The sequence below is a fragment of the Bacillus sp. GB_SG_008 genome (genome assembly GCF_052038115.1).
In the GTDB taxonomy this organism is placed as follows: domain Bacteria; phylum Bacillota; class Bacilli; order Bacillales; family Bacillaceae_G; genus Bacillus_A; species Bacillus_A rhizoplanae.
Genome location: NZ_JBPZSK010000001.1, coordinates 887,524 through 903,174, shown reverse-complemented (window position 1 = coordinate 903,174; position 15,651 = coordinate 887,524). Strand labels below are relative to the sequence as shown.

The following is a 15,651-nucleotide window of genomic DNA, read 5'->3' as shown; positions in this document are numbered from 1 at the left end:
AGCACAAGTGTTATAATAGCATATTGCTCGTTCTGTTGCAATAGCATTTTTTTACTTCTCTTCTTTCAATTCCGCCAACCATTTTTCTTCTTGTTTTGATAAACTACGTTCCTCTAATAAATCAGGGCGGCGCATATACGTACGACGAAGTGATTCTTTATGACGCCATTCTTCAATATATTTATGATTACCAGACGTAAGTACATCTGGTACTTTCATTCCACGAAAATCCGCTGGTCTTGTATAATGCGGGTGTTCGAGTAAGCCTGTACTAAATGAATCTTCTATTTGTGATTGTTGATTTCCTAGGACATCAGGCAATAGACGGACAACACTATCTGTAATAACCATAGATGCCAGTTCTCCGCCTGTTAATACATAATCTCCTATTGAAATTTCATCTGTTACAAGGTGCTCGCGAACACGCTCATCATACCCTTCATAATGACCACAAACAAAAATTATATGTTCTTCTTTCGCTAACTCTTCAGCTTTCTTTTGCGTAAAACGCTCTCCTTGCGGACACATTAACACAATACGTGGTTTACGCTCTGTTTCCTTCGTTAACTGTTCTACCGCATCAAAAATCGGCTGTGGTGTTAACACCATCCCCGCTCCCCCGCCATACGGGTAGTCATCGACACTATTATGTTTATTGGTTGAATAATCACGGAAGTTCACAACTCTTAGTTGCACAGCTTCTTTTTCTTGTGCTTTTTTTAATATAGAAGAACCAAAAACACCTGTGAACATTTCTGGAAACAATGTTAAAATATCGATTTTCATTACAGTAATCCTTCCATTACTTGAATTGTTACAAGCTTTTCATCCATGTTTACTTGTAAGACAACTTCCTCGATATATGGGATTAATACATCTTGACCTTTTGGTTGTTTGATAACCCAAACATCGTTTGCGCCAGGAGAAAGAATTTCTTTAATTGTACCAATTGTTTCTCCGTCTTCTGTTACAACGGTACAACCAATAATTTCGTGATAATAATACTCTCCTTCAGCCAATTCTCCAAGCTGCTCCTCTGGAACTTTTAATAAAGAGCCTTTCAATTGCTCTACTTCATTTACATTGTTATAACCTTCAAAAGTCAGTAAATCAAAAGATTTATGCTGACGATGAGAAGTTACCTTTACAGCCAGTGGCTCAGTCCCTTTCTCTTGCCATATGTATAATGTGTTTCCTACTTTATAACGCTCTTCCGGAAAATCTGTACGTGAAATTACACGCAATTCTCCTCTAACACCGTGAGTATTTACAATTTTCCCTACATTAAACCATTTTGTCATAAACAGCACGTCACCCCTGTTTGTTATATGTCGTTAGCATCTCCATTCTCTATGCTGAAGATGCGATTTATCTTAAAATGTTAAAAAAGGGTGAGGAACAGATCCTCGCCCTTTTTATGCTTATTGAATTTCCAGCGTTACTTTCTCATTTTGATGATGTCCCGCTGCATATAAGATCGTTCGAATTGCTTTTGCAACTCGCCCTTGTTTCCCAATGACTTTACCCACATCCTCAGGATGTACGATTAATCGATACTTCATCTCTCCGTTGTACAGTTCCTGTGTAACCTTTACATCTTCAGGATGATCCACAAGGGGTTTAACAATTGTTTCGATTAACCCTGCCATAGCCATTGTTCGAATTACTTACCTTGTTTAGATAAGTGGAATTTCTCCATGATACCTTGTTTAGAGAACAGGTTACGAACTGTATCAGATGGTTTCGCACCGTTTCCTAACCATTTTAATGCTGCTTCTTCGTTGATTTTAACTTCAGCTGGTTGAGCAACTGGATTGTAAGTTCCAATTTCCTCGATGAAACGTCCGTCACGAGGAGAACGAGAATCTGCAACAACTACACGATAGAAAGGAGATTTTTTAGCTCCCATACGTTTTAAACGAATTTTAACTGCCATTTATAAAGCACCTCCGAATATATTTCACACAGATAATAATATTAGCAAAAAGAGTGACCCTTTGTAAAGTAAAATTTCTTAACAGAGCCATCTTTTTTTCCTTACATAAATGGAAACTTCATGCCACCTAGTCCTTTTTTCTTACCTTTTTGCATACCAGACATCGTTTTCATCATCTTTTTCATATCTTCAAATTGTTTCAAAAGACGATTGATCTCTTGTACAGTTGTACCGCTACCTTTAGCGATACGTTTTTTACGACTGGCGTTAATCATTTCCGGTTGTTCACGCTCTAATTTCGTCATTGAGCGAATAATCGCTTCAATGTGTCCAATTTGCTTTTCATCAACTTGGACATTTTTTAATCCTTTAATTTTCCCGGCACCAGGAAGCATATTAAGAAGTTCATCAAGCGGTCCCAATTGACGCACTTGTCCTAATTGCTCTAGAAAATCGTCCAACGTAAAGGAAAGTGTACGCATTTTTTGCTCAAGTTCTCTTGCTTTTTCTTCATCAACTGTCGCCTGCGCCTTTTCAATTAACGTCAGAACATCACCCATACCTAAAATACGAGATGCCATACGTTCTGGATGAAATACCTCTAATGCATCTAATTTCTCACCCATACCAGCAAATTTAATCGGTGTGTTTGTAACAGCTTTAATAGATAGTGCTGCACCTCCGCGCGTATCACCATCTAATTTTGTTAACACGACACCTGTTAAACCAAGCTGTTCATGGAAACTTTGAGCCACATTTACCGCATCTTGTCCTGTCATTGCATCAACAACAAGGAAAATTTCATCCGGATTGGCTACTTCTTTAACTTGTGCTAATTCATCCATGAGCTCCTCATCAATATGCAGACGGCCTGCTGTATCAATAAGAACATAATCATGGTGATCTTCTTTAGCTTTCGCAATCGCTTGCTTGGCAATTTCAACAGGACTTACCTTGTCGCCTAAAGAGAAAACCGGCATATCCAATTGCTTACCGAGTGTTTCAAGCTGTTTAATTGCTGCTGGGCGATAAATATCAGCCGCGACCAACATCGGTTTACGATTATGCTTTTTACGAAGCAAATTCGCAAGCTTACCTGTTGTCGTCGTTTTACCTGCACCTTGCAAACCAACCATCATAATAACAGTTGGCGGACGGTTAGAGACTGCAATTTTACTCTGCTCCCCACCCATTAATTCTGTAAGTTCTTCCTGTACTACTTTAATAACTTGCTGTCCAGGTGTTAAACTTTTCATTACATCTTGTCCGACAGAACGTTCAGACACACGCTTAACAAAATCTTTTACTACTTTAAAGTTAACGTCTGCCTCTAAAAGAGCAAGACGAACTTCTCTCATCATTTCTTTTACGTCGGCTTCAGTTACTTTCCCTTTGCCGCGAATTTTTTGCATTGTCTGTTGAAGTCGGTCGGCTAATCCTTCAAATGCCATATTGCCGCCCTCCTAATCTAAATTTTCGATAGCTTCAACAACTTGTTTCACTTGTTCATCTACATGCTCTTCTTCGCTGATTAGCTGCTTTAACTTTGCAACAAGTTGCTGCCTTTCTTGAAACTTTTGAAGTAACAATAACTTTTCTTCATATTCTTCAAGCATCGCTTCTGTCCGTTTAATGTTATCATACACTGCTTGGCGGCTCACTTCAAATTCTTCTGCAATTTCACCAAGCGATAGATCATCAAGATAGTAAAGTGACATATAACTTCTTTGTTTTGGCGTTAACAACGAATGATAAAAATCAAATAAATAATTCATTCTCGTTGTTTTTTCGAGCATGTTGAATCACCCTTTGTTAAGTGAATTACCTTTACATGAATTAGTTTACATGGAGAGCAAAAGTGTGTCAAGTTTTTTTCTTAACATCTTATTTAAATTTAAAAATAAGAAGCGGCAAGCACCGCCTCTTATTTTTTACCAAAAACATTTTCTACTTAGATATACGTAAATTCAATAAACTATTAGTAGCAGATAAAGTCTATCACTAATAAAAACCTTGCTTTATTCCACTTCTGTTTCTACAAAGTCTGCAAATAGTCCATATACATATTGTTCTGGATCAAATGCTTGTAAATCATCCATTTGTTCTCCAAGGCCGACAAATTTCACCGGTACATCCATCTCATTACGAATTGCTAATACAATTCCACCTTTAGCAGTTCCGTCTAATTTCGTTAGGACAATGCCTGTTACATTTGTCGCCTCGCGGAATGTCTTCGCTTGACTTAAACCATTTTGTCCTGTTGTTGCATCAATGACAAGTAATACTTCATGAGGAGCTCCAGGAACTTCACGTTCGATTACACGTTTTACTTTCTCTAACTCTTTCATTAAATTAACTTTGTTTTGCAAACGGCCTGCTGTATCGCATAACAATACATCAACTTTTCGTGATTTTGCAGCCTGAATTGCATCGTACATAACAGCTGCTGGATCCGAACCTGATCCTTGTTTAATTACATCTACACCAACACGTTCTCCCCATACTTCTAGCTGTTCAATCGCACCAGCACGGAATGTATCGCCAGCTGCCAATAATACAGACTTGCCGTCTGCTTTAAATTTATGTGCCATTTTTCCAATCGTCGTTGTTTTCCCAACACCGTTTACCCCAACAAATAAAATAACTGTCAAGGCGTTATCTTGTACATTTAACTCATTATTAAAGTTACCGTCTCCTTTGTAAATCTCAATTAGTTTTTCAGAGATAACAGCTTGTACTTCTCTTGGGTCCTGGATATTACGACGTTTCACTTCATCTCTTAATTGGTCAATTAATTCCATTACTGTGGACACACCCACATCCGCACCAATTAAAATTTCTTCTAACTCTTCGAAGAAATCTTCGTCAACTTTACGATAACGATATACTAAGTCATTTACCTTTTCAGCAAAAGAATTTCTCGTTTTCTCTAAACCTTGTTTAAACTTCTCTGATACCGTATCTGTTTGTTTTGAAATTTTTTCTTTTAATTTTTTAAAAAAGCTCATTCTTTCCCATCCTTTCTATTCACTTGTCACAACTTCTGCTCCGTCATCTAAACGAACGGATACAAGCTTGGAAACGCCAGATTCCTGCATCGTTACACCATATAGTACATCTGATTCTTCCATTGTTCCTTTTCGATGTGTAATAACTATAAATTGTGTTTCATCACTAAACTTTCTCAAGTACTGCGCAAAACGAGCAACGTTCGCTTCATCCAGCGCTGCTTCAACCTCATCAAGTACACAAAACGGTACAGGACGAACTTTTAAAATACTAAACAGCAATGCAATTGCTGTTAATGCTCGTTCTCCTCCAGAAAGAAGACCTAAATTTTGCAATTTCTTTCCTGGTGGCTGTGCAACAATATCAATTCCTGTATTTAATAAATCTTGCGGGTTTGTCATAACTAAATCCGCGCGCCCTCCGCCAAATAATTCACTAAACACAAACTGGAATTCTGTACGAATTGCTTGGAATGTATAAGAAAAGCGTTTTTTCATTTCCTCATCCATCTCGTCAATTACTTGATGCAGTGTTGTTTTCGCCTCTTCCAAATCATCACGCTGCTCTAATAAGAACGTATGACGCTCAGATACGCGCTCGTATTCATCAATTGAACCTAAGTTTACTGTCCCAAGTTCTTCAATGGATAATTTAATTAATTTCACTTTTTTACGAGCTTCATCACCAGACATTGTCATCGTATACTTTTGTTTCGCCGCTTCAAAAGAAATGGTATACGTTTCTTGTAAGTGCTGCAAGCGGTTTTCTAGCTCCACGTCTAAACGATTTATTTTTACTTCTTCATCTTTTAATACATCAAGCAAATATTTATGCTGACGTTTCGCTTCTTTTACTTCTAAATCTAAATATTCTAGTCGCCCTTGTAAATCCAGACGTTGTTCACGGCGTGAGCTAATTAATTCAACAGTTTGATTTCGATCGTGGGTTTTCTTTTGAATCATACTTGTAATTTGCTCTTCACCACTGGAATTCGATGTCATTTCTTGTTTCAAGAATGCTAAATCTTCTTTTGTCTTTATAAGATTCTTTTTCGTCTCATCTTGTTCTTTTGTGAGGCGGTCTACTGTCTCTTTTTGATTTGATAATCGTTGTTGCTTTTCAGCTACTTGCACTTTTAACTCCGTAATTTCTATCTGCACTTTTTCTTTCGAAGAATGTTGCTCACTCTTTTGCTTTGTTAATTCTTTAATTGTTGTATCAAGCTGCATAATTTTTTCTTGCAGCTCTGTAAGCGTTTTTTCTAGCTCTGTTTTCCGCCCTTGTATCTTCACTTGATCTTGCAAAAATCCTTCTAGCTCTAAATCATAAATAGATAAGCGTTCATTAATGCGATGCTCTTCTAGTTCTAACTGATTAATCTCTTCTTTACATGCTTGTTCATCTACACGCTTTTCATCGACGCTTTGTCGAAGTTCTTTCATCTGCACTTCTTTTTCTTGTATTTCTTGTTTTAGCTCTTTGACATAGCTTTCTAGCTTCGCCGTCTTTTCTTCCATATCTGTCAACTTTTCGTTCCACTCTTCTAACTCACGTTGGCGTCCTAATAAAGATGAATTCGTTTGCTTCACAGCACCACCCGTCATTGAACCCCCTGGATTTACAAGGTCGCCTTCTAATGTAACAATACGATAACGATATTGTAGCTGCTTTGCTAATTCATTCGCTCCTTTTAAATCATGAGCGACAATTACCGTACCTAATAAATTTGTAATAACATTTTCATATTTATTATTGTACTGCACAAGCTCTGAAGCTACTCCTATAAATGATGAGTGCTGGTTTACAATCCGAAGCTGCTCTGTCCTAAGTGCTCTCCCTTTAATTACACTTTGCGGTAAAAAGGTCGCACGTCCATGACGATTTTGCTTTAAAAATGCAATTGCTCGGCGCGCATGTTCTTCTGTTTGTACAACAACATGCTGCATTGCTGCTCCAAGCGCAATTTCCATTGCCACTTCGTACTTTTTCGGTACAGTAAGAAGTTCTGCAACTGCACCTTCAATACCATGCAACTGGCTATCACGTGCCTTTAATACTTCACGGACTCCTTGATAAAATCCTGAATAATCCTCTTGCATTTCTTCAAGCATTTCTTTACGAGAACGCGCTTGCTGAACGTATTGATATGCTTGATACAATTTGCTCTCATTTTCACTATATTGTTCTTTACATTTCCCAAGTGCAATGTCCGTTTGCTTCATATTTGACAGCAGATTTGTAATTTGCTCTTTTATATGTTCATATTTTTCAACGAACGTTGATTTTTTCTGTGCAATTTCTATGCCCATCTGCACATATTTTTCATTTTCTTCGTCAAGACGCTGGTTTTTGAAATCTCTTTGTTTAAATTGTTCCTCTAACATAGAAAGTTCATTTCGATAACTTGCCTGTTGATTTAAAAGTTCAATATAATCACCTTTTAAATACTCAATTTGCTCATCTAAATTTTGTACATATGTAGACAACAATCTTTCATTATCATGCAGTTTCTGTTCTAACTCTTTCACATGATTTGCTAATTTCATTAATTCGTCTGTTCCTTGCGCAACACTGCCTTCATATGCAGAAACTTTATCTGTTAATTCATGAATGAGTGCTTCTAACTGTGCACAATGTGTTGTTGCATTGTGCTTTCTTTCTTTCAGCAGCTCGCGTTGTCCTTCTAATTTTTCAAGTTCTTTACTAGAAAGAAGAAGAACCTCTTGCAAAGATTGAACAGATTCATCAATGGCTTGTACATTTCCACGCACTTCTTCTAAATCCGCTTCATTTTTTTGAAGATGTGCTGATAATTTCACTTCTTCATCTTTGTTATGTTTAAATTGCTCGCGAAGCGCTTCCCATTTTTCATGTAACTCTTCAATTTCATACACAATTAATGCCGCTTCAACTTTTTCTAATTCTTCTTTTTTCTCAAGATAGTCTTTTGCAATAGAAGCTTGTCTTTCGAGAGGTTCAACTTGATCACTCAATTCATGAATAATATCTTCTACACGATTTAAATTATCTTGCGTCTCCGCTAATTTTCCTTCCGCTTTCTTTTTACGGATTTTATATTTCAGTACACCAGCTGCTTCTTCAAAAATACTACGGCGATCTTCCGCTTTACTACTTAAAATCTCTTCTACTTTTCCCTGACTGATAATAGAAAATGCTTCACGTCCCATACCTGAGTCCATGAATAAATCTACAATATCTTTTAAACGACAAGGTTGTTTATTAATAAGAAAATCACTATCTCCTGAACGATATACTCGTCTTGTTACACTTACTTCGTTATATTCAATCGGCAGACGCTGATCCTCATTATTTAATGTTAATGTTACCTCAGCAACATTCAACGCTTTACGTGTATCACTACCCGAAAAAATAATATCTTCCATTTTCGCACCGCGCAGCGACTTTACGGATTGCTCACCAAGTACCCAACGAATGGCATCTGTAATGTTACTTTTTCCGCTTCCATTTGGACCTACTACAGACGTTACACCTGGTACAAAGTCAATCGATACACGTTCTGCAAAAGATTTAAATCCTGCTATCTCTAACCGTTTTAAAAACACGAAAGGCCTTCCCCCTTTATGCACAAGGAATCCCCCTAAGTATAAGGGGGATTCTCTATGAATGCTCTATGAATGCTCTTTTAATTTTTCTAACGCTTCTTGGGCAGCATGCTGTTCTGCCTCTTTCTTAGACTTTCCACTTCCAAGCCCTAATGCTTCGCCGTTTAATGTAACACGCGATACAAACTCTCGATTATGGGCTGGTCCTTTTTCTTGCAAAATTTGATATTCTATATTACCGCTACCATCACGCTGAATTAATTCTTGTAGTTGACTCTTAAAATCCATCACATGAGAAAAAGCACCTTCATTAATTTTCGGATAAACAACTGTTTTTAAAAATCCCCATACCTTGTCTAAACCTTGGTCCAAGTAAAGTGCACCAATAAACGCTTCAAAGACATCCGCTAATAACGCTGGACGTTCGCGACCTCCTGTCATTTCTTCCCCTTTTCCTAAAAGGACAAGATTACCAAATACCAGCTCATTCGCAAAACGAACGAGAGAAGGTTCACATACAATAGCCGCGCGAAGTTTTGTTAATTCTCCCTCGCTCATTGTCGGATATTTTTGAAACAAATATTGCGAAACCGTCAGTTCTAGTACCGCATCACCAAGAAATTCAAGACGCTCATTATCTTCATGTGGCTTTTTCCGATGCTCATTCACATACGATGAATGCGTAAATGCTTGTATCAACAATTTTTCATTTGTAAATGTAATACCTATTTTCGCTTGAAACTTTTTAAAAGCCTCGCGATATTTCGCTTCATACTTCTTATCTCTATACTTTCTGTACGGCATAGGTCCCTCCAGATATATATGCTGAGAAAGCCCCGTATATAAACGGGACTTCATCAAGCATTATAGATGACTCTCTATGTAAGTCACAGCATCGCCAACAGTAGCAATCTTTTCTGCTTCCTCATCAGAAATTTCCATTTCAAACTCATCTTCTAGTTGCATTACAAGTTCTACTACATCTAGAGAATCAGCACCTAAATCTTCTTTAAAGTTTGCAGCTGTTGTTACCTCTGTTTCGTCTACTCCTAGACGATCTACGATAATTTTCGTTACACGCTCTAAAACGTCTGCCATATTCATTCACCTCCTTTAAAAGTATTGACAAACAATTACTTTTTTAAATTTATCTATAAATTAGATCACTATTTTTCCGATCTTCTCAAGCCATTATATTTAATATTGTACAGAAAAGCTAGATGAAATCAACCTATTTCTGTAGTTTTTCCTTTTACATCACCATGCCGCCGTCAACATGAAGTGTTTGCCCAGTGATATAACGGCTCGCATCTGATGCTAAAAATGCAACCGCATTTGAAATATCTTCTGCTTCTCCAAATTTTGCAATTGGGATTAATTTTAGCATTTCATTCTTCACATCTTCCGCCAATACATCTGTCATATCTGTTACGATAAATCCAGGAGCAATTGCATTTACTGTGATATTACGACTTGCTAGCTCTTTTGCTGAAGTTTTTGTTAATCCAATTACACCCGCTTTTGCTGCAACGTAGTTTGCTTGTCCTGGGTTTCCAGTAACACCAACAACAGAGGCAATATTAATAATACGACCGTGACGTTGACGCATCATATAGCGAGATACAGCTTTTGTACATAAAAAGACACCTTTTAAGTTTGTATTAATAACAGCATCCCATTCTTCTTCTTTCATGCGCATTAATAAATTGTCTTTTGTAATACCAGCGTTATTGACAAGAATATCAATTTGACCAAATGTATCCACAGTTTGTTTTACCATATCAGTCACTTCTTCGCTACTAGCAACATTTGCTTTTACTGCAATTGCTTCTGAACCTAATTTTTTAATCTCATCTACAACTTCATTTGCTTTTAATTCGTTTCCTGCGTAGTTTACAACTACTTTCGCACCTTGTTTTGCTAAATCTAATGCAATTGCACGGCCGATTCCGCGAGATGCTCCCGTTACTAATACGACTTTATCTTTTAATAACATTAGCCTTCTCCTCTCAGTTTTGAAATGGTATCCTTCATCGTCTCTTCATCATATATTGCATATACTTTCACAGATGGAGCGATTGATTTCATAAGACCAGCTAAAACTTTCCCAGGCCCAATTTCAATAAATGTATCCACACCAAGCTCTACCATCCGTTCAATGGATGGGTACCATAATACAGGGGAATAGAGTTGTTCAATTAATTTTTCTTGAATATCCTCTTTACGAGTAATGCAATCTGCTGTTACATTTGCAACAACGGGAATCTTCACATCGTGAATTGAAATTTCATTTAATACACCACGAAACTTCTCAGCAGCTGGTTTCATAAGCGATGAATGAAACGGACCGCTAACGCGCAGTGGAATTGCACGTTTCGCACCATTTTCTTTCGCTCTTTCTGAAGCCAATTCCACACCTTGCTTTGTACCAGAAATGACAATTTGCTTCGTGCTATTCATATTCGCAACTTGAACAGCATATCCTTCCTGCGTCACCTCTTCAGTCACCTGCTTTAACATATCCGGATCCGCTCCTAGAATAGCTGCCATTGCACCTTCGCCATTTGGCACAGCTTCTTCCATGTACTCACCGCGTTTTCTTACAGCGTATACACCATCTTCAAATGACATAGCACCCGCTGCTACTAGTGCACTATACTCACCTAAACTATGTCCTGCAACATAGTCAGGTTTAATCTCATACTGCTCCAATGCCTTTAAAATTGCAATACTTGTCGTTAACAATGCTGGTTGTGCATTTGTTGTTAACGTCAACGTTTCTTGAGGTCCCTCAAAAATAAGTGATGAAAGAGAATCTTTTAAAATTTCATCAGCCTGATGAAATACTTTCGCAACCTCTTCATGACTTTCTGCTAATTGTTTTCCCATTCCAACTGCCTGTGAACCTTGTCCTGGAAAAAGAAATGCTAGTTTTCCCATTTCAAACCCTCCTCATTATTGAAGCGGCTCCTCCTCTATTACACTCGTAATAGTAGGAATAACTTCCTTCGCTACCATTTCTCTAGTTTGACGAATCGCGCTAAAAATCGATTGATCATTGGAAGAACCATGCGCTTTGATGACAGGAGCTTTCAATCCAAATAAAGCAGCTCCTCCATACTCTGAATAATCCATTTTATCTTTTAACACCATAAGCTTTGGTTTTAATACCGCCGCCGCTAGTTTACTTGTAAACGAACTCATTAATTGCTCTTTTAGCATCGAGAATAATGCAAGTGCAGTACCCTCTAACGTTTTAAGGGCAACATTTCCGGTAAATCCATCACAAACAACCACATCAGCTACACCTTGTAATAAGTCTCGTGATTCTACATTTCCAACAAAGTTAATCGGTGCATCTTTTAGCATTGCAAAAACTTGCTTAGAAAGCTCGTTTCCTTTTCCATCCTCAGTTCCAACATTTAAAAGACCTACGCGAGGATTAGCAATTCCTCTCACTTTCTCTGCATATACAGACCCCATTACAGCATATTGGTATAAATGAATTGCTTTTGCATCGACGTTTGCTCCAACATCTAACATAACAAAGCCTTTACCATCTACTGTTGGCATAGTAGGCGAAAGAGCTGGGCGCTCAATCCCTTCTATACGTCCAATTACAAATAATCCAGCTGCCATAAGAGCCCCCGTATTCCCTGCGGAAATACAAGCATCAGCTGCACCTTCTTTTACTTGCTGCGCAGCAAGTACCATCGAAGCTTGTTTTTTGCGACGTACCGCTCGTACCGGCTCATCCGTTCCTTCAATTACTTCATCTGTATGCAGCACAGTAATACGTTCTTCACTTGTTAAATACTTGCGGATTTCGTCTTCTTTTCCTACTAGTGTAATATGTAAATCTGAATATTGTTTAATTGCTTTCATTGCTCCGAGCACGACAGATTTTGGCGCATGATCGCCACCCATTGCATCTATTGCGATTCTCATAAGTTGTTACCTTCCTCACTATAATTACTAGATCGATACATTTCAAAAGTGCCTTTAAAAACAAGTTCATCTCCAACAAAACTTTGCACTTTGACAACCGTCCGTCCTTTATCATTCTCCACATCTTCAACACGCGCTTTTGCAACAACACGCTCTCCTAATTTTACAGGACGAATATATCGAATGGTAGACTTCGCAGTTAAAGCTAATTCTTCATCAATAACTGCAACAGCTAATGAGTTCGCTTGCGCAAATAAGTGATGCCCACGAGCAATTTGATTACGTTTAAAGACATGTTCCTCTTTCACTTCAAAAATCGAAATCGCATGTCTATCTAATTCTATATCAATAATTTCTCCTACCACTTCATCAAGGGGCAAGGATTTTACATCTTCTTCATGTTGTTTCGTTGCCACATGTTTAATCCGTTCCCTTAATTCTGGAATTGATAATTCCATGCGATCAAGACGAATTGTTTGAATACTCACTTGAAATTGTTCAGCTAATTCTTCATCCGTAATAAACGGATTTGCTTCTATTGTTTGTTGTAACAACTCTTGTCTTTCTTTTTTCCTTCTTTTTTTCATTCCGCACCATCCATTTTTATGACTAGGTACTAACAGTAGTATATAAGCATTAAATACAGAATGCAACATTTTTTTGTTTCTTCCGTTTTAATCAAGCTTTTCCCCTTGGAAAACTCCTGATTTTTCCAAATAACTTCGCAGCATTTCATACTGCTCACTTTGCCAAAATGCAGTTGAATCAACAAGTAAAGCAGCATCTTGCCTAGCTGTTTCTAATGCTCGATAATCATGTACCATATCAGCTACTTTAAATTCAGGCAAACCACTTTGCTTACTTCCAAAGAAATCTCCAGGACCACGCAATTCTAAATCTTTTTCTGATAACACAAAACCATCATTCGTCTCTGTCATGATGCGCATACGTTCTTTTCCTGTTTCTGATTTCGGATCAGCAATTAAAATACAGTAAGATTGTTCACTTCCACGCCCCACACGCCCACGAAGTTGGTGAAGTTGCGATAATCCAAAACGTTCTGCATCATAGATAACCATCATTGTTGCATTTGGCACGTTCACACCAACTTCTACAACTGTTGTCGAAATGAGAATTTGCACTTTATTTTCGCTAAATTGATGCATTACTTCGTCTTTCTCCTGAGAAGAAAGGCGCCCATGCATCAATCCAACTTGAAATTTTCCTTGATAATGATGGGTCAGCATACTATGCAAATCAATTGCATTTTGTACGTCTAGTTTCTCTGATTCTTCAATTAGTGGACAAATGACATATGCTTGTCGTCCTTTGTTCACTTCTTTCTCGACAAATCCAAGAACACGTTCAAACATATCATGTTTCGCCCAGTACGTTTCAATCACTTTACGACCTGCTGGCATCTCATCAATGATTGATACATCCATTTCACCAAACGCAGTAATTGCTAATGTACGAGGAATTGGTGTCGCTGTCATAAATAAAACATCTGGACTTTCACCTTTTTCTCTTAAAACGCGACGCTGCGCTACACCAAAACGATGTTGTTCATCCGTAATAACGAGCCCAAGTCTGTGAAATATAACTTCATCTTGAATTAGAGCATGCGTTCCAACGAGAATATCAATTTCTCCTTGTTCTAGCCTAGCTAATACTTCACGGCGACGCACTCCCTTTACAGAGCTTGTTAATAATTCAATGTTCATATTAAAATAAGAAAATATAGATACGAGTGATTGATAATGCTGCTCCGCTAAAATTTCTGTCGGTACCATTAATGCCCCTTGATATCCAGCTAATTTCGCAGCATATAAAGCAATTGCGGCAACTATCGTTTTCCCAGAACCTACATCCCCTTGTAATAAACGATTCATTCGATACGGCGACTGCAAATCTTTCATAATTTCCGAAACAACGCGATACTGCGCATTTGTTAACGGAAAGGGCAGCGCTTCTATAAACTCTTCTAACTGCTCAAGAGAGACACTTTTTGTTACACCCTTTGAGCTTTCTCGTTCCATTTTGCGAAGTGCCTGCATCTTTAATTGAAACAAGAAAAATTCTTCATATACAAAACGACGGCGCGCCTGTTTCATATCTTCTTGTCCGCTAGGAAAATGCAGGGCATACAGCGCCTCATAACGAGATAATAATTTGTAGCGGGACAACAGCCCATCTGGCAGTACTTCTTTCACAAAAGAACCATATTCTTTAAAAGCTTGTGCAATAAAACGACGCATCTGTTTTACCGTCAATTTTCCTTTAACTGAATATACCGGTTCTACTTCTTGCTGACGAACAACTGGTCCAAAGTGAAGTTCCGACACTGAAATCGTTTGACGATGTTGATCCCACTTTCCAGTTATTGTGACTGTTTCATCAATATTTAATTTTTGCTTATAGTACGGTCTGTTAAAGCATACCGCTGTAATTAAATAACGCCCAACGAGAACACGAACAGTGAGACGTGATTTCTTTTTTCCATAATACTGCAAAAGAGGGGCACTATGTACTTTCCCTTCCACCGTTACACGTTCTTCATGCTTAACTTCAGCTAAATCTTTCATTGCATAGTCTTCGTAACGATACGGAAAATGTTCTAACAAATCAGAAACCGTAAAAATCCCCATCTCATTTAATAATACAGCTGTTTCTTCTCCAATCCCTTTCACATCCGTAATAGGAACTTGCACAACTTCACTCAAGATCTTCACGCCCCGTCAAATCTTATTCCTAACCATTCACATGCACTAACACATATCTTCTTTCTTCACACGTTATATCATAATAATTACATATCCTCATTTTCATTTCGAATATACAGTCGCTACCTCTCCTATTCTACCATAGCATTAGTAGAGCGTAGTAGTCGTTTCACCTTTATCTACCCATATATATCAATTCAAATTTCATCTAAATAGCTTTTTCTATTTTCCTACTATTTTCTTAATCACAACACTTATTATAAAGTGAAACTTCCACAAGTAGGGTTTTTCATCTCGCTGCTTGTGGCAAACTCTCACCAATAGAGCTTTTTCGGACAGTTATCCCCCACCTATCTTCCTTGCTTCTCTCTCAATCTTGAGGTGGGGGTCTTACTGCCCGCGAATAGCGGGATAAATAAGAAAGAGAGCCTCACTGTATTAGCTAGTAAGG

General features: G+C 37.9%; 15 protein-coding genes. All 15 read right to left on the bottom strand.

The window, feature by feature from the left end:
• Window positions 1-51: 51 nt before the first annotated feature.
• Window positions 52-786: a tRNA (guanosine(37)-N1)-methyltransferase TrmD gene (trmD, locus tag ACTDJC_RS04630; protein WP_098309675.1), complete on the bottom strand. Its 735-nt coding sequence runs from the start codon at window positions 784-786 to the stop codon at window positions 52-54.
• On the bottom strand, window positions 786-1,301 hold the full coding sequence (gene rimM / locus ACTDJC_RS04625) for a ribosome maturation factor RimM (RefSeq protein WP_440602730.1): 516 nt from the start codon (window positions 1,299-1,301) through the stop codon (window positions 786-788). The genes trmD and rimM overlap by 1 nt, the downstream gene beginning before the upstream one ends.
• 120 nt (window positions 1,302-1,421) lie before the next feature.
• Window positions 1,422-1,649 carry a KH domain-containing protein gene (locus tag ACTDJC_RS04620; RefSeq protein WP_429716121.1) on the bottom strand — a complete coding sequence of 76 codons (228 nt, stop codon included), beginning with the start codon at window positions 1,647-1,649 and terminating at the stop codon, window positions 1,422-1,424.
• Between the two features lie 14 nt (window positions 1,650-1,663).
• Window positions 1,664-1,936: a 30S ribosomal protein S16 gene (rpsP, locus tag ACTDJC_RS04615; protein ID WP_090912726.1), complete on the bottom strand. Its 273-nt coding sequence runs from the start codon at window positions 1,934-1,936 to the stop codon at window positions 1,664-1,666.
• Between the two features lie 101 nt (window positions 1,937-2,037).
• Complete coding sequence (gene ffh, locus ACTDJC_RS04610; RefSeq protein WP_098309673.1) at window positions 2,038-3,387, bottom strand: signal recognition particle protein; 1,350 nt, start codon at window positions 3,385-3,387, stop codon at window positions 2,038-2,040.
• A 12-nt stretch (window positions 3,388-3,399) separates the two neighbouring features.
• Entirely contained in the window at window positions 3,400-3,732 is a 333-nt protein-coding gene (locus tag ACTDJC_RS04605) for a putative DNA-binding protein (protein WP_098309672.1), read from the bottom strand.
• Window positions 3,733-3,954: 222 nt separating this feature from the next.
• Window positions 3,955-4,944, bottom strand: a complete 990-nt coding sequence (gene ftsY / locus ACTDJC_RS04600) for a signal recognition particle-docking protein FtsY (protein WP_098309671.1) — start codon at window positions 4,942-4,944, stop codon at window positions 3,955-3,957.
• Window positions 4,945-4,959: 15 nt separating this feature from the next.
• Complete coding sequence (gene smc / locus ACTDJC_RS04595) at window positions 4,960-8,529, bottom strand: chromosome segregation protein SMC (RefSeq protein WP_440602729.1); 3,570 nt, start codon at window positions 8,527-8,529, stop codon at window positions 4,960-4,962.
• Between the two features lie 66 nt (window positions 8,530-8,595).
• Window positions 8,596-9,333 carry a ribonuclease III gene (rnc, locus tag ACTDJC_RS04590; RefSeq protein WP_098309670.1) on the bottom strand — a complete coding sequence of 246 codons (738 nt, stop codon included), beginning with the start codon at window positions 9,331-9,333 and terminating at the stop codon, window positions 8,596-8,598.
• Between the two features lie 60 nt (window positions 9,334-9,393).
• The gene (gene acpP / locus ACTDJC_RS04585) at window positions 9,394-9,627 is read right to left on the bottom strand and encodes an acyl carrier protein (RefSeq protein ID WP_098309669.1); all 234 of its coding nucleotides are present in this window, start codon (window positions 9,625-9,627) and stop codon (window positions 9,394-9,396) included.
• A 154-nt stretch (window positions 9,628-9,781) separates the two neighbouring features.
• Entirely contained in the window at window positions 9,782-10,525 is a 744-nt protein-coding gene (gene fabG, locus ACTDJC_RS04580) for a 3-oxoacyl-[acyl-carrier-protein] reductase (protein ID WP_098309668.1), read from the bottom strand.
• Entirely contained in the window at window positions 10,525-11,469 is a 945-nt protein-coding gene (fabD, locus tag ACTDJC_RS04575) for an ACP S-malonyltransferase (protein WP_440602728.1), read from the bottom strand. Before fabD ends, fabG begins: the two co-directional genes overlap by 1 nt.
• A 15-nt stretch (window positions 11,470-11,484) precedes the next feature.
• Window positions 11,485-12,477 carry a phosphate acyltransferase PlsX gene (gene plsX / locus ACTDJC_RS04570; protein WP_253630217.1) on the bottom strand — a complete coding sequence of 331 codons (993 nt, stop codon included), beginning with the start codon at window positions 12,475-12,477 and terminating at the stop codon, window positions 11,485-11,487.
• Window positions 12,474-13,064, bottom strand: a complete 591-nt coding sequence (gene fapR, locus ACTDJC_RS04565; RefSeq protein ID WP_098309771.1) for a transcription factor FapR — start codon at window positions 13,062-13,064, stop codon at window positions 12,474-12,476. The genes plsX and fapR overlap by 4 nt, the downstream gene beginning before the upstream one ends.
• A gap of 87 nt (window positions 13,065-13,151) precedes the next feature.
• Entirely contained in the window at window positions 13,152-15,200 is a 2,049-nt protein-coding gene (gene recG, locus ACTDJC_RS04560; RefSeq protein ID WP_098309665.1) for an ATP-dependent DNA helicase RecG, read from the bottom strand.
• Window positions 15,201-15,651 lie beyond the last annotated feature (451 nt).